A 20,196-nucleotide genomic window follows, 5' to 3' on the forward strand; every position below is an offset into this window, starting at 1 on the left:
CCTACGCCGCCTTGCCCTTCGCGTCCTGGATCGCGCGCCACACCCGTTCGGGTGTCAGCGGCATGTCGATGTGCTTGATGCCGTGGTCGGAGAGCGCATCGAGCACCGCGTTCACCACCGTCGACAGGCTGCCGGCGCAGCCGGCTTCGCCGCAACCCTTGCTGCCGAGCGGATTGGTCGTGGCCGGCACGGGGTGGTCGCCGACCGTCATGATCGGCACGTCCTCGGCGCGCGGCAGCGCGTAATCCATCAGCGAGCCCGTGATCGGCTGGCCGCTCTCGTCGTAGCGGACATGCTCCATCAGCGCCTGGCCGATGCCCTGGACGACGCCGCCGTGCAGCTGGCCGGCGACCAGCAGCGGATTGATCACCGTGCCGAAATCGTTGACCGCGCTGTAGCGCACGATCTGCACGACGCCGGTCTCTGGATCGATCTCGACCTCGGCGACGTGGCAGCCATTCGGGAATGCCGACGGCACCGGTTCGCTGGTGTGGTCGACGTCGAGGCTGTCAGGCCCGCCGTCCGGCACCTTGCCGTCATGCAGCTTCTTGGCCAGCTCCATGATGTCGATGCTGCGGTCGGTGCCGGCGATCGTAAAGCTGCCGCCTTCGAACTCGATATCGGCCTCGGAGGCCTCCAGCATGTGCGCGGCGCCGCGCTTGCCTTTCTCGATGACGAGCCTGGCGGCGCCCACGATCGCCATGCCGCTCGCGGTGATCGAGCGCGAGCCGCCGGTGCCGTTGCCGGTGTGGACGATGTCGCTGTCGCCCTGCACCAGCTTCACGCTCTCGAAGGGAACGCCGAGCTGCTCGCAGAGCACTTGCGCGAACGGCGTGGCGTGGCCCTGGCCGTAATCGAGCGTGCCGGTGATGAGCTGCACGGAGCCGTCGGGATCGAACACGATCTTGCCGAGCTCGGGGCTCGGCGGCGCGGTGACCTCGAGGTAGGAGCCGACCGCGATGCCGCGCAGCTTGCCGGCCTTTTTGCTCTCCTTCTTGCGGCTCGCAAAATTCGCGTGGTCGGAGATTTCCAGTGCCTTGTTGAAGACAGCCTGGAAGTCGCCGCTGTCATAGGTGACGCCGGAGGAGGCCGGGAACGGCATCTGGTTCGGCTTGATGAAGTTGCGCTTGCGCAGGGTCAGGCGGTTGATGCCCATCTCGTCGGCGGCGCGGTCGATCAGCCGCTCCATGTAGTAGTTCGCCTCGGGCCGGCCGGCGCCGCGATAGGCGCCCATCAGCGTGGTGTTGGTCAGCACCGTCTTGATGTCGACGGCCATCAGCGGCGTGCGATAGACGCTGGAGAAGTTCTTGCCGGTGTTGAGCGAGAGCGGGCCGGGCGCAACGCCGGTGATGTAGGCGCCGAGATTGCCGTAACCTTCGAGCTTGGCGGCGAGGAAATGCCCCTCGGCATCGAGCGCCAGTTCGGCATGGATCTTTTGAGCACGGCCGTGGCTGTCGGAGAGGAAGGCGGTCGAGCGCTCGTCCAGCCATTTCACCGGACGGCCGAGTTCCTTCGCCGCGTACAGGATGCACATGTATTCGGGATAGTTGATGTTCTTCATGCCGAAGGAGCCGCCGACATTGGCGGTGAGGATGCGCACCTTCTCGTTGGGCACTTTCAGGTTCTTGGCGAGATTGGCGCGGTTGCCCGCGACGCCCTGCGTCGGCACCTGGAGGGTGTAGCGTTCGGCCCGCTTGTCGTAGGAGGCAAGTCCGACGCGCGGCTCCATCGAGACCACGGCGACGCGGGTGTTCTCGATGTCGAGCTTGGTGACATGGGCGGCGCTGGCAAAGGCGGCGTTCACCTTGTCCAAGTCGCCGTAGTGGTAGTCGAGCGCGACGTTGTTCGGGATGTGGTCGTAAAGCTGCGGCGCACCGGGCTTGGCGGCGTCCTCGGGGTCGGTCACCGCGGGCAGCGGCTCGATATCGAGCTCGACCGCCTCGCCCGCGTCGCGCGCCTGCGCCAGCGTCTCCGCCACCACGAAGGCGACGGGATCGCCGACGAAGCGGACCTTGTCGGTCGCCAGCGGCTGGCGATTGGTCTGGAGCAGGGGCGAGCCGTCGCGGCTCTTCAGCGGCAGGCCGCAGGTGAAGGGGCCGTAGCCGGCGGCGTCGAGGTCTTTGCCGGTCCACACCCCCAGCACGCCCGGCATCGCCCTGGCGGCATCAAGGCCGATGCCGCGGATGATCCCATGGGCATGAGTCGACCGGACCACCACGGCGTAGGCCTGCCCGGGCAGGTTGAAATCGTCGGTGTAGCGGCCCTTGCCGCGCACCAGGGTGTCGTCCTCCTTGCGGCGGACCGGTTGCCCGACGCCATACTTTTGCAGTGCAATAGCGTTTTCGAGCGTGGAGGATTTGGTGTGTTCTTGCATGGAAATGACCTGAAAAGCCGGCATTTGCGCATTTTCGCGGCAGGGGGGACCGGACCTCGCTGAAATAACCCACCGGCCCGTTCACGACAACGCACGAATGGGCATGGTCCCATGTGATGCGTTGTTGCGCAGGCTTGCCGCGCTGCTAATGTTTCGGGCGAAAAAGCAATTCCAGCTCGGCCCCTAGGCCGCGGAAAGACAGTTTATATGAATGACCACACGCGGCTCCGCGACGGCCATTTGCCGCACGGTGAGCTCGAGGGGTCGATGGCGGCGGTGGCGTTGGCCACCGAACCGGCCGTCGCCGCGCAAGCGCCGGGAACCGGTCTCTACGCGGCGCTGGACCTCGGCACCAACAATTGCAGGCTCCTGATCGCCAGTCCGACCCACGACGGCTTTCGCGTGGTCGATTCCTTCTCGCGCATCATCCGGCTCGGCGAGGGCGTCTCGGCCACGGGCCGCATCAGCGAGGCCGCGATCGAGCGTGCCATCGCCGCGCTCGGCATCTGCCGCGACAAGATCAATTTGAGGAAAGCAAGGCGGCTGCGGCTGATCGCCACCGAAGCCTGCCGCGCGGCATCGAACGCCGAAGGTTTCCGCAGCCGCGTCGCGGCCGAGACCGGCATCGAGCTCGAGGTGATCGATCGCGAGACCGAGGCCGCGCTTGCGGTGCTCGGCTGCTCGCCGCTGGTCGATCCCAGGGGCAGGGGCGCGATCCTGTTCGACATCGGCGGCGGCTCGACCGAGCTGGTGCGGATCGAGCGCGATCCGCAAAACCCGGAACCGCGTATAAAAGCCTGGATGTCGATCCCGTATGGCGTGGTCACGCTCGCCGAGCAGTTCGGCGGCCGCGACGTGACGCCGGAGATCTACGCCGCGATGGAGCGCGAGGTCGCCCATCACATCGCACCCTTCGCCGAGCAGCATGGCGGCGACCTTGCCGGGATGCATCTGCTCGGCACGTCGGGCACGGTCACCACGCTCGCCGGCATCCATCTCAACCTCGCTCGCTACGACCGCCGCCGCATCGACAGCATCTGGATGAACGATTCCGACATCACCGCGACCATCGACAAGCTGCTTGGCTTGAGCTACGAGGAGCGCGCCGGCAACAGCTGCATCAGCGTTGAGCGTGCCGATCTCGTGCTCGCCGGCTGCGCCATTCTCGACGCGATCCGCCGCGCCTTTCCGCTGCCGCGCCTGCGCGTCGCCGACCGGGGCCTGCGCGAGGGCATGTTGGTCGAGATGATGCGCGAGGACGGCGCGCTCAGGAACTGGTGAGATGGCGAAAGACACCACCGGCCGCTTGCACGTCCAGGTCAAGACCGGCGGCAAGCGCAAATTGTCGTCGAAGCTCTGGCTGGAGCGGCAGCTCAACGATCCCTACGTCGTCAAGGCGAAGGCTGCGGGCTATCGCTCGCGCGCCGCTTTCAAGCTGCTCGAGATCGACGACAAATACCGGCTGCTGAAACACGGCATGGCCGTGGTCGATCTCGGCGCCGCCCCGGGCGGCTGGAGCCAGATCGCGGCCAAGCGCGTCGGCTCGGTCGACGGCAAGGGCAAGGTCGTCGCGATCGACCTGCTGGAGATGCCCGAGATCGCCGGCGTGGACTTCGCGCAGCTCGACTTCATGGACAACGACGCTCCGGAAAAGCTCAAGGCCATGCTTGGCGGCGGCGCCGACTTCGTGATGTCCGACATGGCCGCCAACACCACCGGTCACCGCAAGACCGACCAGCTCCGCATCGTCGGCCTGATCGAGACCGCCGCCGCCTTTGCCTGCGACGTGCTGAAACCCGGCGGGACGTTCCTCGCCAAAGCGTTCCAGAGCGGCGCCGACGCCGATCTGCTCGCCCAGCTCAAGCGCGATTTTGCCACCGTGCGCCACGTCAAGCCGGCCGCGAGCCGGCAGGATTCCTCCGAGCGCTATGTGCTGGCGACGGGATTTCGGGGCGGAGCGACGGCGTAGCCCGACACCCCGCGGATCCAGCGTCGGGATGCCGAGGCCCGGACGCGGCCCTCGCACGGCTCCAAACAAAAAAGAGCCCCGCCAGAGGCGGGGCTCGCGGAGGGCGCTTTACCGGCTGGGTTGGTTCTGAGCCGGCTGACCCGACGGCGCAGGCGGCGGGGCACTGTTCTGGTTGGTCTGTCCGGACTGTGTGTTCTGCGTAGTGCCGGGCTGGTTGGTGTTCTGTGTGGCGCCAGGCTGATTGGACTGGTTGCTTTGGCCCGGGGCCTGTCCGGTGGTCTGGCCCGGCGGCGGCTGTGTGGCTGCCTGACCCGACGTCGCCGGTTGGTTCTGCTGGGCCTGGCCGCTGGTGGACGGCTGATTTGGCCCGGCCTGGCCGGTGGTCTGGTTCTGCTGCGCCGGCGCATTGGTCTGACCGGTGGTTTGCCCGGTCGTGTTCTGCTGCGTCGACTGGCCGGTCGCGCCCTGACCAACGGTCGTCGATTGGCCCTGCGTGGCGCGGATCTGGTTGGATACGCCAAGTGCAGCGACCGTACGGGTATCGATCGAGCCGGTGGTCTGGAAGCCTTCCTGTCGCTGGAAGGTGATCAGCGCTTCGCGCGTAGTGGGCCCGAGCATGCCGTCTGCCTCGCCGGACATCAAGCCACGCTCAATCAGGACCCGCTGGACGACGCGGATCTCGTCGGGGCTGAGATTCAGCGCCGCGACGCTGGCACCGCCGCCGCTCGGGCCGCCGCGCCGGGCAAAGTGTGTCCGCGGGCCGGCGGGAATGGTGTCGACGATCCGGCGGCCTCGGTCGAGGACGACGATCTCGTCATCCACGACGAAGAAGCTATGGTCGCGATAGTCCGGATAGATGTCGATCAGCGCCGGGAATGCCGAGACGGAGACCACGGAGATGTTCCGCGGCACCACTACGCCGGGATTGACGGCGAAGTTGACGGAATTGAAGTTGACCCGCGCGCGCTCCACGTTCCTTGAGCTCAACACCGACCGCTGCAGTGTCGTCTGCTGCTGCGCATTTACCTGCACGCGGCCGGACAGGCTCTGGGTAGTCCCACCCTGGGCTTGCGCCTGAGTGTTGGCCGGAGCCTGGGTGTTGGCGCCGGTCGTCGTGCCCTGGCCCTGCTGTGGGCTCTGACCCTGGACGTTGCTGTTGGTGTTGGCGCCGGTCGTTGTCGTGCTCTGACCCTGGGCGTTCTGACCTTGTGTGTTCTGACCTTGGGCGTTGCCCTTGGTGTTGGCGCCGGTCGTCGTCGTGCTCTGACCCTGCGCGTTCCTGCCCTGGACATTGTCTTTGGTGTTGGCGCCTGTGGTCGTGCTCTTACCCTGTTCTGCGCCTTGTGACTGACCCGTGCGCTCGCTGCGTCCCTGTCCGACGGTCTGGTCCTTCTGTCCGCTCTTGTCGCTATCGGACTTGGACTGGCGCGCCTGGCCAGGTTCGCTACGGCTCTGACCGACCGTTTGGTCCCTGCCACGCATCTCGCTTTCAGATTGGGACTGACGTGCATCGTTCCGGTCGCTGCGACCCTGACCGATGCTCTGACGCTCGCCTCTGTCGGCCTTGCCGCTATCACGCATTCCCTCACTGCGCTCGGTGCGCGACGGTGCCGCAGAAGGACCCTCGGCGCGGCCGCCTGCGCGGCCCTGGGTCATTCCTTCGCTGCGGGACGTGCCGCCTGCACCTTCGCTATGGGAAGCGCCACCTGCACCTTGCGACATTCCGCCGCCGGAGCGGCCGTGTTCCGCAGCGCCAGCGCCTCCGCTCGTTCCGCCGCCGGCACCTTCACGCATGCCCTGGGCCGATGCCACGCTGACGCCGGCGAGCAGCACTGCTGTGGTCAGCAGGAACCTGTTCTTCCTCGTGTTCATCTGAACCTCCTCCATCCAGCATTTCTCAATGAGGGGCCAACATGACCGAAGGGCAAAAGTTGCAAATCGGCGCCCGCGAGCAGCAGGAGCCACAAAGATGAACGAGCGTTCCTCTCATCGAACCGCGCGCGTTGGTGGCGGCCGCCTCGTGACTATCGCGTTGGTTGGAGGGATCCATATGCCTAGCTGTTCCCGCGGGCATGCGAAGATCACGTCGCGAGGCATCGCAGGGGCCTGACGGTGGATTGGCTTCGCGCATTTTGTCCGGCGATGAGCCGACACCTTGCTTTCCGCTAGCCCAGCCGCTGATCCCGCACGTCCTCGGTATCCTCCGTCGCGGCCTTGACGGCGGCGGTCGCTGCGCTCTTCGCCGCGCCCTTGCGGCTGGAAATGTCCACCGCCTTGCGGCCGGAGATCTCGTTGCCGGCATCAACGGGCATCTGCCAGAAGAACCAGCTCGACGCAGCCGAGGTCAACGCCACCACGATGAAGGCGGGCGCGAACACCGTGGCGTTGAGCTCGCTGACATGGCCGAGCCACATCGTCGTCTCCACCGACGCCGCGCCGACGGCGACGCCGGCCGAGACCGCCAGCTGCTGGTTGACGCTGACGAGCGTGGTGGCGCGGCTCATCTGCGCGCTCTCGACCTCGGCATAGGCCACCGTGTTGATCGCGGTGAACTCGAGCGAACGGAAGAAGCCGCCGACCACCAGGATCACCATGATGATCAAGAGCGGCGTCGTCACCGTGAACAGCGCGCAGACGCCGAGGAAGAATGCGCTGACGATCGCGTTCACCGTCATCAGATTGCGGAAGCCGAAGGTGCGGATGATGCGCGCCGCCAGCGTCTTCATGCCCATCGCGCCGAGCGAGGAGGCAAAGGTGACGAGGCCGGAATGGAACGGCGACAGCCCGAAACCGATCTGCATCAGCAGCGGCAGCAGGAAGGGCAGCGCCCCGATGCCGAGCCGGAACAGGAAACCGCCGAGGATCGCCGCGCGCAGCGTCGGCAGGTTCAGCAGCGAAAAGTCCAGCACCGGCGATCCCGTCCGCCGCGCATGCAGGACGTACAGCGTCATCGAGATCGCCCCGCCCACGATCAGGGCGGCGACCGTGCTCCAGGGCAGCAGGTTGAGCCCGGCGACGGAAAGCCCGAACGCGATGCCGGCAAGCCCGATGCCCGCGACCACCATGCCGTAGAGATCGAACGGCTCCTGCGTCTCGCTCTTGATGGGATCGATGAAGCGCAGCGCCAGGAAGATGCCGAGCAATGCGATCGGGATGTTGATCAGGAAAATCCAGTGCCAGGACGCGTAAGTGGTGATGAAGCCGCCGAGCGGCGGGCCGATCACGGGACCTATCAGGGCAGGGACCGTCACCCACGCCATCGCATTGACCAGCGCGCTCTTGTCGACCGAGCGCAGCAGCACGAGGCGCCCGACCGGCGTCATCATCGCCCCGCCCATGCCTTGCAGGATGCGCGCGAACACGAAATCGGTGACCGAGGTCGAGAGCGCGCAGCCGACCGACCCGACCATGAACACCCCGACCGCGATCGCGAACACCGTGCGCGCGCCGAAGCGGTCGGCGGTCCAGCCGCTCGCCGGGATGAACACCGCCAGCGACAGCAGATAGGAGGTGATCGCGAGCTTGAGCGTCAGCGGGCTGGTGCCGATATCGGCCGCGATGGCCGGTAGCGAGGTGGCGATCACCGTCGAGTCCATGTTCTCCATAAAGAGAGCAGTGGCCACGATCAGGGGTATGACGCGTTGCTTGTCGACCATGACGGATTGGTAATGGAAATCGGAAGGAGGGGTGGAGGTGCGGCTTAACACCACGACTCGGCCGGGACCATTGCGGATCAGCGCATAGCACCCAAACCCTGCGTAACAACGGTGTGTGACCCTCGACGGCGGTTGCACTCGCGTCCTCGTCATTCCGGGGCGCGCCCCTTGGCGCGAGCCCGGAATCCATCGGGCCCAAAGACCGCTGCGGGATGGATTCCGGGTTCGCGACTTTGTCGCGCCCCGGAATGAAAAGGGGTGCCGCCTCCGGGCTAGCCACGCCGAATTTACCTAAAAATCCCTGTGCATGGCTGGCCGGCCGTCCGATTTGCTTTGATTCGTGACGCGGCCGTGCTATCGACCCGCGTCAACCCCACCGATGGGCTCCGATTCTCCGGCGTTGCCGCAAGGCACGCCGAGGGCGGCGCTCATCCATAGCTATTTGCGGCACGGCCGCGGAAGGAGTTGGCAGATGGCCACGGTGCAACAAGGCATTCGCGAAGCCCTTACGTTCGACGACGTGCTGTTGAAGCCGGGCCTGTCGGACGTCATGCCGGGCGAGGTCGACATCCGCTCCCGCGTCACCCGCGCCATTCCGCTCAACATCCCGATCATGGCCTCGGCCATGGACACGGTCACCGAAGCCCGCATGGCGATCGCCATGGCGCAGGCCGGCGGCATCGGCGTCATCCACCGCAATTTCGATCCGGAAGGCCAGGCCGCCCAGGTGCGGCAGGTCAAGCGCTACGAGTCGGGCATGGTGGTGAACCCGCTCACCATCAGCCCCGAGGCCAGCCTCGACGATGCGCTCAAGCTGATGAGCGACCACGGCATCTCCGGCATTCCCGTCGTCACCGGGGCCGGCAAGTCCACGCCGGGCAAGCTGGTCGGCATCCTCACCAACCGCGACGTGCGGTTTGCGACCGATCGGCGGCAAAAAGTCTCCGAGCTGATGACGCATGAAGGTCTCGTCACCGTGCGCGAGAACGTCAGCCAGGACGAAGCGCGGCGGATGCTGCACCAGCATCGCATCGAGAAGCTGCTCGTGGTCGATGAGCAATATCGCTGCGTCGGCCTGGTCACCGTCAAGGACATGGAGAAGGCGGTCGCCCATCCGCTCGCCTGCAAGGACGCACAGGGCCGCCTGCGCGTCGCCGCCGCCACCACGGTCGGCGACACCGGCTTCGAGCGCACCGAGCGGCTGATCGACGCCGGCGTCGATCTCGTCGTCGTCGACACCGCGCACGGCCATTCCCGTCACGTGCTGCATGCGGTGAACCGCATCAAGCGTCTCTCCAATTCGGTGCAGGTCGTTGCCGGCAACGTCGCCACGACCGAGGGCGCGCAGGCGCTGATCGATGCGGGCGCCGACTGCATCAAGGTCGGCATCGGCCCGGGCTCGATCTGCACCACGCGCATCGTCGCCGGTGTCGGCGTGCCGCAGCTCACTGCGATCATGGATGCGGTGGAAGCTGCGAAGAAATCCGACATTCCCGTCATCGCCGACGGCGGCATCAAATATTCGGGCGATCTCGCCAAGGCGCTCGCCGCCGGCGCCGACATCGCGATGGTCGGCTCGCTGCTCGCCGGCACCGACGAGACGCCCGGCGAAGTCTTCCTGTGGCAGGGCCGCTCCTACAAGGCCTATCGCGGCATGGGCTCGGTCGGCGCGATGGCGCGGGGATCTGCCGACCGCTACTTCCAGCAGGACATCAAGGATACGCTCAAGCTCGTCCCCGAAGGCATCGAGGGCCAGGTGCCCTACAAGGGCCCGGTCGGCAACGTCATGCACCAGCTCGCCGGCGGCTTGCGCGCCGCAATGGGCTATGTCGGCGCAAAGGACATGAAGGAGCTGCATGACAAGGCGAACTTCGTCCGCATCACCGGCGCGGGCCTGCGCGAAAGCCACGTCCACGACGTCACGATCACGCGCGAGGCGCCGAACTATCCGGGCGGGGGTTAGTCCTCGCTCTCGTGCCCCGGACGCAGCGCAGCGCCTCTTAAGCGGTGCGCTGCAGAGCCGGGGCCCATCCTCGGCCTGGTCGCCTGTGGCGATCTGGATCCCGGCTCTGCGCAGCAACGTTTCACGTTGCGGCGCGTCCGGGACACGAGAGGGGCGCATGCCTCGGCGACCGTCCGCTCCATTCCTTTTGTATTGACGCGCCTCGCTCCCTCCGCTTCGCTCGCGACGAAGAAAAAAGTGGAGGAAGCCATCATGTCCCAAGCAAAACGCATCGTTCTGGCCGCGCGTCCCGTCGGTGAACCCAAGCCGTCCGATTTTCGTCTGGAGGAATTCGCGGTTCCGACGCCCGGCGCAGGTGAAGTCCTGCTGCGCACGGTTTGGCTGTCGCTTGATCCCTATATGCGCGGGCGCATGAGCGAAGGTCCGTCCTATGCCGCACCGGTGCCGATCGGCGGCGTGATGGAAGGCGAGGCGGTCAGCGAGGTTGCGGCGTCCAACAATCCTGATTTCGCGGCAGGCGACATCGTGCGCATCCGCTCCGGCTGGCAGACCCACGCGATCTCGAACGGCAAGGGCCTGAGCAAGGTCGATCCGAAGCTCGGCCCGATCTCGACCTCGATCGGTGTGCTCGGGATGCCCGGCATGACCGCCTATACGGGCCTGCTCGAGATCGGCAAGCCGCAAGCGGGCGAGACCGTTGTCGTTGCCGGTGCCTCCGGCGCTGTCGGCTCGGCGGTCGGCCAGATCGCGAAGATCAAGGGTGCCCGCGCCGTTGGAATCGCCGGCGGCAAGGACAAGTGCGACTACGTCGTGAAGGAGCTCGGCTTCGATGCCTGCATCGATCACCGCGATCCCGACCTTGCCGCGAAGCTGAAGGACGCCTGCCCGAAGGGCATCGACGTCTATTTCGAGAATGTCGGCGGCGCCGTGTTCGAGGCGGTGTTCCCGCTGCTCAATCCGTTCGCGCGCGTGCCGGTCTGCGGCCTGATCGCCCATTACAACGACACCGAAGCCAAGCCGCCGAAATGGGCCGCGAGCATGATGCGCGCGACGCTGACCAAGCGGCTGACCTTCCGCGGCTTCATCGTCTCCGACTTCGCCGCCCGCCATGGCGACTTCCTGCGCGACATGTCCAGCTGGGTCCGCGATGGCAAGGTGAAGTACAAGGAGTTCGTCACCGAAGGCCTGGAGAGCGCGCCCGGCGCCTTCATGGGGCTCCTGAAGGGCGCCAATTTCGGCAAGCAGCTGGTGCGGGTGGGACCGGACAAGGCCTAGTTGCAAGGGCCGGGTGCCCGTCGCCACCCCGCGACGAAGATGGTTAACAAACAGTGACCGATCGGCCACACCTGACGGCAAAAGCCACAAGTGTGACCGGCGGTTCATTGACGGCTGAGCGAAGGCATTGAATCATCGCGCATATTTTGGGTGTTGCGATGTTAGAGATCAGTGTTTTCTGCGTCATGCTGTTGGCTGCCGGCTATTGGGCGATCATGTTCGTCATGGGCCGCCGCGACGACGTCATCCATGGCAAGTTCGTTCTTGCCGACGATGATGAGGGCGCCATTGCGCAATCCGCGATGCGCGCGCTTCCGCCGCCATTTCCGAAACGTCCGGTCAAGCCTGCCAAGCCGTCCAATGGTCAGCCTGGATCCGGCGCCGCCAAGCCGGTGAACAGCGATGCGCTGCAATCGTTGCTGGCTGCGATCCAGCAGGACCTCAAGAACGTCGCCTGAGCCTTGATGCTCAGACGCTGCCGCGTTCGACCAGGAACAGCTTTACGGCGAGCCGCTGTTCGGCCAGTTGCGTGCCGGACAGGCGCGCCAGCAGCAGTTCGCCCGCGATGCGTCCGACGGCCGCCGCATCGAACGAGATGCTGGTGAGGCCGGGCGTGATCTGATCGGCGACGTCGTTGTCGCCGAAGCCGAGCACGGCGAGATCGCGCGGCACTGACAGGCCGCGGGCGCGGGCCTCGATCAGCGCGCCGGTCGCGAGCAGGTCGTTGGCGCAGAACACGGCATCGACATCGCTCCCGCGGTCGAGCAGGGCGGTGAAGGCGGCGCGGCCGTCGACGAGGCCCGTGATCTCACCGACGCCGATCTCGTGGACGATCTCAAGGCCGAGCTGTGCCGCTGCGGCGCGAAAACCGTCGCGCCGCAGTGCGCCACGGCCGCTGCTGCGTCCGATAAAGGCGACGCGGCGATGTCCGGCCTCGGCCAGCCGTTGCGCCGCCATCGCGCCGGCATCCGCATTGGGAAGGCCGACCAGCATGTCGATGGGGTCGCGCGGAAACGCCCAGGTCTCGATGACGGGAATGCCGAGCTCCTGGAGCGCGGCGCGGTTCTCCTCGAGCTCGATCACGCCGGTGAACATCACTGCGGCGGGGCGGATGCCGCGCAGCGACTGGATCATCGCGACTTCCTTGGCATAGGAGTAGGAGGTCTGGCCGACCAGCACCTCGAAGCCCTCGGGCTCCAGCGTGGCGGCAAAGCTGCGCACGGCGAGGCCGAACTGCTGGCTGAGGATGTTGGAGACGAAGGCCATGACCACGTTCGACCGGCCCGAGCGCAACGCGCGCGCATGCGGGTTCGAGGCGTAGCCGGTCGCCTCGATCACTTTGAGGATGCGCTCGCGGGTCTCACGATTGACCTTCTCGGGATGGCGCAGCACCCGCGACACCGTGATCGGCGATACCCCGGCGCGCTCCGCCACCTCCGCGATCCGCGGCGGTCGCCCGCTCGCGCTGGCGCGGCCGGGCGGCGCCGGAATGCGCACCACGTCGTCATAGCCTGGCTTTGCCGGATCGGTCATCGAATCCCGATTATAATCGCGGTCGGTATCGCTCCAAAGTTCAGCGTGCGGACAACTCGTCGCGCGCCAGCGCGCGGCCGACCTGGACCAGGCAGTCGCCGCTCTGGCTGTCGGTGTGCAGGCGCTGCGAGATCACGATCCCGTCGGCGGGGAAGCGCAGCACTTCTTCCGGCAGCTCCGGCCGCTCGAAATCGTGATACCAGCCGGCGACGTCGCCGGCCGCAACGCGCGCGCCGACGGTGACCGCGGGCTCGAACCAGCCGCGCCGGGTCGCGAACACCGCCTGCGCATGGCTTTGCAACGCCAGCAGCTCGGTGGCGCGCTCGACCGGCGCATGCGGCCCCAGCACCGGTGCCCGGACGAGGCCGAGCGCCAGCAGCAGGCGATCGACCGCGCGCGCGGTGAGCGCCATGGTTTGCGGCGTGACGGTGCCGCCGCCGCCGAACTCACCGGAGAGCCCGACGGCTCCGGCGCGCGCGGCCGCCGCCATCGAGGTCGGAGCCCTGGCGCCGTTCTCGGCAACGAAGGCGAAGGGCATCCCGAGCCCTTCCATCAGGCGCAGCGCGCGGCCGAACATTTCGGGCGGTCCCTGCCGCTCGATCAGCGCGCACGGCACATGCGCCATCGAGGTGCCGCCGGAGTGGATGTCAAAGACGACGTCGTGCCGGGGAAACAGCTCGTGCTCCAGGAAATGCGCGAGCCGGAAAGTGGGGGTACCCCCGGCGTCGCCCGGGAAGGCGCGGTTGAGATTGCCCTCGTCGAGCGGCGAGCGGCGGCGCGCCGCCATCACCGCCGGCCAATTGGCAAAGGGCAGGATGGTGACCTCACCCTTGATGGCGTTCGCATCGAGCCGGCGATACAGCCGCGTCAACGTGATCTCGCCCTCATATTCGTCGCCATGATTGCCGGCCATCAGAAGCAACTTTGGCCCGGCGCCGTTCTTGATCCGGAAGATCGGGATCTTGAGCTGGAAATAAGGAGAACGATCGATCGAGAAGGGAATGCCGAGATGGCCGGACCATTTCTGGTCCTTCTCGAAGTCGATGTCGTGAAACAGTCCGGTGTGCATGGTTGGCCTCATGGCCGCGTCGTCGACGACGCCGGCCGAAGGTTGAGAAAAGGACGGCGCAGTTACAGCAAGGCGACCGCGGTCATCTCGACGCGCAGGTCGGGATCGGCGAGGCGGGCCTCGACGCAGGCGCGCGCCGGCGGATTGGCCGGATCGATCCAGGAATCATACACCGCGTTCATGGTGTCGAAGTCGGTGATATGCGGCAGGAAGACGTTGACCGCGATCAGCCTGGAGCGGTCCGAGCCGGCCTCGTTCAGCAGCGCGTCGATCTTGGCGAGCACCTGCTGGGTCTGCGATACGATGCCAGCCTTGCGGTCATCCGCGACCTGGCCGGCGATCTGCACCATGCCGCCGGCGGCGACGGCCTGGCTCATGCGCGATCCCACGACGTAACGTTTGATCATCTTAATTCTCCTCGTGAAGGTCGGCTCCCGCATGATGCGGGAGCCGTGCGCGAGCTTACAGCGTCGGGAGCGTCTGCTCTTCCTTGAACCATTTCAGCTGAAGCGCGCCGAGCTTGCCGTTGAGCTTGTTGAAGAAGATATCGGTATTGATCCAGTTGAGCAGGTTCTGCTCGCCCTGGCGCACGCCGACATGCGCCGGCGATTGCCGGATCAGGAATTTCAGCTCGATCTCCTTGGTCGGGTTCTGGTCCTGCACCTTCAGCGCGATGGCGCTGTTCTCAGCAAAGGTGTCGGCTTGTCTGGCGAGGAAGGCGGCGAGTGCGGCCGGCGTGTCCTCGAAACGCACCAGCTTCACTTTCGGGGCGTTGTCGGTGAGCCAGACGTCGAGCGTCGAGCCCTTGGCGACGGCAACGCTGCGGCCGTCGAGATTGTCGGGCTTCTTGCCTGTGGCGGCAGCAATCGACTTGGCGCCGTAGACGCCGAGATTTACTACCGCGTAGGGCTGCGAGAACATCACTTGCTGGGCGCGCTCGGGCGTAGCGCCGAGGCCTGCAATCAAAATGTCGATCTTGTCCGAGAGCAGGCTCGGGATGCGCGCTGCGCCCGTCACCGGCACGAGCTCGAGCTTCACGCCCATGTCGGCGGCGATCAGCCGGGCGAGATCGGCGTCGAGACCTGCGATCTCGCCCTTGTCATCCTTGAAGCCCCACGGCGCGGCATCGGTCAGCAGGCCTACGCGCAGCTTGCCGGAGCCGAGCACATCCTGGAGCTTGTCGGCGCGGGCGACGGTGGGGGCTGCGAGCAAGGCGAATGCCGTGGCTGCGATCGCAAAGAGGGACTTCAATTGTGTCATGGCTCTCTCCTGGTGGCGGGTGGCTGGTTGATCATTTCGCGGAAGCGATGAAGCTTGCGAGCTCGGGGGTCTCAGGATTGGCGAACAGTTTTGCCGGCGGACCCTGCTCCCAGACGCGGCCCTGATGCATGAAGACGATGCGGTTGGCGACGTTGCGGGCAAAGCCCATCTCGTGGGTGACCAGGATCATGGTCATGCCTTGCTTCGCCATCGCCTCCATCACCTTCAACACTTCGCCGACGAGCTCGGGGTCGAGCGCCGAGGTCACCTCGTCGAACAGCATCAGGTGAGGGGCCATGGCGAGGCAGCGCGCGATGGCGACGCGCTGCTGCTGGCCGCCGGAGAGCTGCTCCGGCCAGGCGTCGATCTTGTCGGCGAGGCCGACGCGGGCCAGCACATCCTCGGCAAGCGCCCGCGCGCGGGCCTTGCCGACGCGGCCGGTGAGCAGCGGAGCCAGCGTGATGTTGCGCTCGACCTTCAGATGCGGAAACAAATTGAAGGCCTGGAACACGATCCCGACGCGCTGACGGAATCTCTTCAGGTCGGGCATCTTGGCGTGGACCCTCTCGCCCTCGACGCGGATCTCGCCGGAATCGACGCTCTCCAGCGCATTGATACAGCGGAGCAGCGTCGACTTGCCCGAGCCGGAGCGGCCGATGATCGTGACGATCTCGCCTTCCTCGACGTCGAGCGAGACGCCCTTGAGCACCTCGACTTTGCCGAATGTCTTGTGCACGTCGCGGATTTCAACGAGAGCCATCGAGGCGGGCCTCCAGAGAGCGGGACCAGAGCGTGAGCGGCAGGCACAGCGCGAAATAGATCGCGGCGACGAGCGCATAGGTGAGCAGCGGCTGGAATGTCGCGGCGCTCACCACTTGACCTGCGCGGGCAAGTTCGACGAAGCCGAGGATCGAGGCGAGCGAGGTGCCCTTGATGAGCTGCACCAGGAAGCCGACGGTCGGCGGCAGCGACAGCCGCAGCGCCTGCGGCGCAATGATGTGGCGGAATTGCTGCCAGGCGGAGAGACCAAGGCAGGCGCCTGCCTCCCACTGTGCCTGCTTCACCGCTTCCAGGCCGCCGCGCCAGATCTCGCCGAGGAAGGCTGCGGTGTAGAGCGTGTAGGCAACGGTCACGGCGACGAGTGCCGGCACCTGGATTCCCAAGAACACCGGCATGCCGAAATAGAAGAAGAACAATAGCCCGAGCAGCGGCACGCTCTGGATGATCTGGATGCACGCCGCCATGGTCCAGCGCAGGCCTGCAAAGCGGCTGATGCGGCCCATGGCGAGCCCGAGTGCCAGCGGCGCACCGAAGGCGAGTGCGAGCGCGACCAGCGCGACAGTCCAGCGCAGCGCCGCAAACAGCGAGACGAAATCGATGAGGGTGAAAGATCGCATCGCTGTCCCCTCAGCGCCGCCGCGGCCAGCGGAAGGCCGCCAGACCGATGATGGCGAACAGCGCCTTGAACGACATCGCCATCGCGAAATAGACCGCGCAGATCACCGCATAGACCTCGAAGCTGCGATAGGTGCGGCTCTCGATGAAGCCCGCGACATGGAACAGCTCGTCGGCGGCGACCTGCGAGGCGAGGGAGGTGCCGAGCAGCAGGAGGACGAACTGGCTGGTCACGGCCGGATAGGCGTTGCGCAAAGCCGGCGGCAGCAGGATGTGTCGGAACACCTGCCAGCCTGACAGCCCAAGGCACTGTCCGGCCTCGATCTGGTTCTTCGGCACGGAGTCGAGGCCGGCGCGGATGATCTCGACGGAATAGGCGCCAAAATACAACGACAGCGCGACGGCGGCGGCCTCGAACGCCGGCAGCTTCAATCCGAAGTTCGGCAGCACGAAGAACACGATGAAGATCTGAATCAGCGACGGCGTGTTGCGGAACAGCTCGATGTAGCCGCGCACCAGCCAGCGCAGCGGCGTAATGCGGCCGTTCAGCGCGACCGCGCCGGCAACGCCGATCAGGAGCCCGGCCAGCGCCGCGATCACCGTCAGCTCGAGCGTGACGATGGCCCCGTCGATGAGCTGGTTCTGATAGCGCCAGAGCGGCAGGAAATTCATTGTGGACGCTGCCTCAGCCGAACTGGGTGGGGAGGGCGCGCGTCACGACGCCGTCGGCGTCGAGGCCGAGGATGACACGCCAGCGGTCGAGGCAGGTGCAGGGATGCGAGATGCCGAAGGCGATGATGTCGCCGACTGCAAGACCACTATCAGGCGCGACGGACAGAAACGCGTGCTGGTCGTTGAGCCGCGTGACCGACAAGGGCCCGGCGAGCTCCTGCTGCTCGACGCCGTCGCGGAAGACGCGCAACGGGACCGGCAGTCCCTGATCGAAAGAGGCATCGCGCATGCCGAAGCCCGCGATCGCGAGGCTTGCCTCCGGCCGCGACAGCACTTCAGCCCAGAGCGTCAGTGCAGGCCGGAAACTTTCAGCCGCCGCGTGCCGCGTGCCGCCAATGAGGAGGCCGCCGCGCCGGTCGAGTTCGGCAAAGGCGCGGGCATAGATGCCGTGATCGGCGAAGAACAGCGCGCCGGAGCGCAGGATCACGCTGGCGTTGCCATCGGCCCGGGCCACCGGCGCGAGCGCCTGCGCGACGGTGTCGAAATAGGCGGAGCCGCCCGCGCTCATGATCAATGGCCGCTGCGGCGCCTCGGCGCGCACCAGCACAAAAGTCTCGATGGTGCGCTCCATCAACGCTGCGATGGCACGCAGGCTCTCGTCGGCATCTTGTGACGCGGCCGCGCCCTCATAGGTCGCAACGCCGCCGAGCACGAGGCGATCGGCGGCGAGCACGGCTGCGATCGTCGTCTCGACCGCGGCGCGATCGCGCGCGCCGGCGCGGCCGGCGCCGAGCTCGACCAGTACGGACAATTCGTGGCGGGCCGCGATCCGCGCCGCTTCAGCGAGTGCTGCGACAGCGGCCGGTGAATCCGCGAAGGCGTGAAATTCGACGTCGGGATAGGCGCTGAGCAACGCGCCGAGCCGCCGGCCGGCTGCCAGCCCGCCGATCTCATTGGCCAGCAGCAGGCGCCTTTCGCCGCTCGCGAGCAGCACGGCGGCCTGCTGGATATTCGCGACCGTAGTGCCCCAGGCGCCGGCCGCGCGCAGCGAGCGCGCGAGCTCCGGCGACATCGGTGTCTTGGCGTGCGGCGCAACGGCGCCGCCGGCGCTCCTGCACCAGCGCAGGAAGAGATCGCGATTGGCTGCGAAAGAGGTTTCATCGAGCGTGAGGGCGGGAAGGGCGAGATCGCCGCGGGAAGGCTGCCAATCCTGGCTGGCGATCTCCTCGATCGGCAGACCATCGATCGAGGGAATACCCCGCGTGGTCGTCGAAAGACGTTGGCCATCCCAGCGGGACAAGAACTGCATCTTCGCTCCGTCTGCGCTAGCGAAACGATATGTCGGAATGACAACGTTGTCATCAGGGCTTCTTGGCCATTTACGGGCCAAATTTGGTGCAATGAGGTATTATGGTGGGTATATGTGCTCGCGGATTGGGCTAGTGCCCGCCGCCCATCTGGGCGAGCAGCTCCTCGATATCGACATCGACCTGGCCCGCGGCCCTGACATGGCGGACCTCGAAGCTGTCGGGCTGGAAGCGGTATTCCACGAGCCCGACCTCCTTGATCGCGATGCGGTCCTGGCGCGCGTCGTTGATCTTGAAGCCGGCGGATGGCGCCCAGACGTGGCGGGTATGGCGAAACGTGAAGTCGCGCCGCTGGTGGACGTGGCCGCTGGCGATCAGGCGCAGGTCGAGCGGCGCGAACATGTCGATCAGCCGCGCCCGTGCCGGCTGCGGCACGTAGCGGATCGAGGTCTGCGGCGTCTCGGGATCGTCGGGCTGGTTGAGAAACAGCGGCTTGTGGACGAAGAGCGCGACCGGCCTGCCGTTCGTGCGTGATGTTTCCCGGGACAGCCAGTCGAACTGCTCGGCCTCGAAGGCGAGACCCGAATTCATCACTAGCGTGTTGAGCCCGATGAAGCGCCAGCCCGCGGCTTCGAACGCCCAATGATCCTCACCGACGATGTCGCAGAATTGCTGCCGGTGCGCCTCCGCGACCGGCGGCTTCGGCGCAGGGCCGATCGCGGTCGGATTGTCGCCGATGTCGTGATTGCCGGGAATGTAGCGGCAGGCGACGGGTAGGGCGTCGTGCAGGCCCTTTGCGAATTCCACATCGTCGCGGCTGGTCGGCCCGTCGAACGACACATCGCCTGTGTTGACCACGAGGTCGGGTCTGTTCATGCCGATATGCTCGCTGACCGCCTGGAAGTTGGCGATCAGGCCGGGGAAGCGCCGGCCGAGATGCGTGTCGGAAATCTGCGTGAGGCGAAATTCGGACATGCGATCAGCATATCGGCACTCGCTTGTCGGAACGATGACGGCGCACGCATCGTCGGCGATCGAACAATGTTTAAAGCACGCGGTAGCGGATCGTGTAGGCGTCCTGCGGCGCGGTCGCGCCCGTCACCGGCGAAGCAATGCGGTCGGCGAGGTGCCACGGGCCGAATTGTTCGGACCGATGCGGCTCGGCCGGCAGGCGCAGCCGGAATTCGAACGTGCCCTTGCCGGGCAGGCTGACGACCAGCAGGCGGTCGGCCGTGCGGTGGTTGAGCGCCACCGCGCCGCGCAGCAGCGCCCGGCCGTCCGCGAGGTCGCGTACGCCGTCGACCAGCGCCAGTGTCTGGTTGCGGTCGGTGTGCAGCTCGATCTGGGTGTCGGAGACGGCCGCCAGCGTCTCCCGGGGCATACGGATCTCGAACTCGACCGCGGGTCTTGACGGATTGAGGCCGAGATAGGCCAGCGCGGCATGGCGCATGTCGTAGGCGGCGAAGGCGAACAGGGCGAGCGCGGCGAGGGTGGCCAGGCCATGCCTGACCACGTCGTGCCAGGTTCGGTAGCTCATGCGGAAATAGACCGTCATCGCCAGCGCCACCGCAAGCGCGGCCGCGATGCCTGATAGCGTCGACATCAGGATGCCGAGCTGGCCGCCGGCGGATTCGGTCCAGAGGCTGGACAGGCTGGTCATGACGGTGTCTCGCCTTGCGGGCCGGGGGCCAAAATCGCTTCAACTATCGACGTTTGGTCGCAA

General features: G+C 66.5%; 18 protein-coding genes. 5 read left to right on the plus strand and 13 right to left on the minus strand.

Features of this window, described 5'->3' with window-relative positions:
* Position 1: 1 nt before the first annotated feature.
* Entirely contained in the window at positions 2–2,374 is a 2,373-nt protein-coding gene (locus QSV46_RS03060; protein WP_314946110.1) for a xanthine dehydrogenase family protein molybdopterin-binding subunit, read from the minus strand.
* 207 nt (positions 2,375–2,581) lie between these two features.
* On the opposite strand from QSV46_RS03060, the gene QSV46_RS03065 reads away from it, so the two are divergent.
* Positions 2,582–3,655, plus strand: a complete 1,074-nt coding sequence (locus tag QSV46_RS03065; protein WP_314946112.1) for a Ppx/GppA phosphatase family protein — start codon at positions 2,582–2,584, stop codon at positions 3,653–3,655.
* Position 3,656: 1 nt separating this feature from the next.
* Complete coding sequence (locus QSV46_RS03070) at positions 3,657–4,343, plus strand: RlmE family RNA methyltransferase (protein WP_314946114.1); 687 nt, start codon at positions 3,657–3,659, stop codon at positions 4,341–4,343.
* Positions 4,344–4,451: 108 nt separating this feature from the next.
* On the opposite strand, the gene QSV46_RS03075 is transcribed toward QSV46_RS03070, so the two are convergent.
* The gene (locus tag QSV46_RS03075; protein WP_314946117.1) at positions 4,452–6,215 is read right to left on the minus strand and encodes a peptidoglycan-binding domain-containing protein; all 1,764 of its coding nucleotides are present in this window, start codon (positions 6,213–6,215) and stop codon (positions 4,452–4,454) included.
* Between the two features lie 293 nt (positions 6,216–6,508).
* Positions 6,509–7,999, minus strand: a complete 1,491-nt coding sequence (locus tag QSV46_RS03080; RefSeq protein ID WP_314946119.1) for an MFS transporter — start codon at positions 7,997–7,999, stop codon at positions 6,509–6,511.
* A 472-nt stretch (positions 8,000–8,471) separates the two neighbouring features.
* On the opposite strand from QSV46_RS03080, the gene guaB reads away from it, so the two are divergent.
* The 3 genes from guaB to QSV46_RS03095 all read left to right on the plus strand — a co-directional run bounded on the left by guaB (position 8,472) and on the right by QSV46_RS03095 (position 11,695).
* Positions 8,472–9,962, plus strand: coding sequence for an IMP dehydrogenase (gene guaB, locus QSV46_RS03085; RefSeq protein WP_314946121.1), 1,491 nt, complete (start codon positions 8,472–8,474; stop codon positions 9,960–9,962).
* Positions 9,963–10,214: 252 nt separating this feature from the next.
* A complete protein-coding gene (locus QSV46_RS03090; protein ID WP_314946122.1) occupies positions 10,215–11,237 on the plus strand; it encodes an NADP-dependent oxidoreductase in 1,023 nt (340 codons plus the stop codon).
* Between the two features lie 158 nt (positions 11,238–11,395).
* The gene (locus QSV46_RS03095; protein ID WP_314946124.1) at positions 11,396–11,695 is read left to right on the plus strand and encodes a hypothetical protein; all 300 of its coding nucleotides are present in this window, start codon (positions 11,396–11,398) and stop codon (positions 11,693–11,695) included.
* Between the two features lie 10 nt (positions 11,696–11,705).
* On the opposite strand, the gene QSV46_RS03100 is transcribed toward QSV46_RS03095, so the two are convergent.
* From QSV46_RS03100 to QSV46_RS03145, 10 genes are all read right to left on the minus strand, one after another.
* The gene (locus QSV46_RS03100; RefSeq protein ID WP_314946127.1) at positions 11,706–12,770 is read right to left on the minus strand and encodes a LacI family DNA-binding transcriptional regulator; all 1,065 of its coding nucleotides are present in this window, start codon (positions 12,768–12,770) and stop codon (positions 11,706–11,708) included.
* A 40-nt stretch (positions 12,771–12,810) separates the two neighbouring features.
* On the minus strand, positions 12,811–13,839 hold the full coding sequence (locus QSV46_RS03105; protein ID WP_314946130.1) for a succinylglutamate desuccinylase/aspartoacylase family protein: 1,029 nt from the start codon (positions 13,837–13,839) through the stop codon (positions 12,811–12,813).
* Positions 13,840–13,901: 62 nt separating this feature from the next.
* Positions 13,902–14,246 (minus strand): RidA family protein, encoded by a 345-nt coding sequence (locus QSV46_RS03110; protein ID WP_314946133.1) that lies wholly within the window; start codon positions 14,244–14,246, stop codon positions 13,902–13,904.
* A gap of 55 nt (positions 14,247–14,301) precedes the next feature.
* Complete coding sequence (locus QSV46_RS03115) at positions 14,302–15,099, minus strand: transporter substrate-binding domain-containing protein (protein WP_314946136.1); 798 nt, start codon at positions 15,097–15,099, stop codon at positions 14,302–14,304.
* A 31-nt stretch (positions 15,100–15,130) separates the two neighbouring features.
* Positions 15,131–15,859: an amino acid ABC transporter ATP-binding protein gene (locus QSV46_RS03120; RefSeq protein WP_314946138.1), complete on the minus strand. Its 729-nt coding sequence runs from the start codon at positions 15,857–15,859 to the stop codon at positions 15,131–15,133.
* Complete coding sequence (locus tag QSV46_RS03125; RefSeq protein WP_314946141.1) at positions 15,846–16,496, minus strand: amino acid ABC transporter permease; 651 nt, start codon at positions 16,494–16,496, stop codon at positions 15,846–15,848. The genes QSV46_RS03120 and QSV46_RS03125 overlap by 14 nt, the downstream gene beginning before the upstream one ends.
* Positions 16,497–16,506: 10 nt before the next feature.
* On the minus strand, positions 16,507–17,166 hold the full coding sequence (locus tag QSV46_RS03130) for an amino acid ABC transporter permease (protein WP_060911679.1): 660 nt from the start codon (positions 17,164–17,166) through the stop codon (positions 16,507–16,509).
* Between the two features lie 13 nt (positions 17,167–17,179).
* Positions 17,180–18,475: an alanine racemase gene (locus QSV46_RS03135; protein WP_314946148.1), complete on the minus strand. Its 1,296-nt coding sequence runs from the start codon at positions 18,473–18,475 to the stop codon at positions 17,180–17,182.
* A 130-nt stretch (positions 18,476–18,605) separates the two neighbouring features.
* A complete protein-coding gene (locus QSV46_RS03140; RefSeq protein WP_314946151.1) occupies positions 18,606–19,448 on the minus strand; it encodes a metallophosphoesterase in 843 nt (280 codons plus the stop codon).
* A 70-nt stretch (positions 19,449–19,518) separates the two neighbouring features.
* Positions 19,519–20,133 carry an acriflavin resistance protein gene (locus tag QSV46_RS03145; RefSeq protein WP_314946153.1) on the minus strand — a complete coding sequence of 205 codons (615 nt, stop codon included), beginning with the start codon at positions 20,131–20,133 and terminating at the stop codon, positions 19,519–19,521.
* Positions 20,134–20,196: the final 63 nt, after the last annotated feature.

Origin of the sequence: Bradyrhizobium cosmicum (assembly GCF_032290525.1) — a bacterium.
Classification (GTDB): domain Bacteria; phylum Pseudomonadota; class Alphaproteobacteria; order Rhizobiales; family Xanthobacteraceae; genus Bradyrhizobium; species Bradyrhizobium cosmicum_A.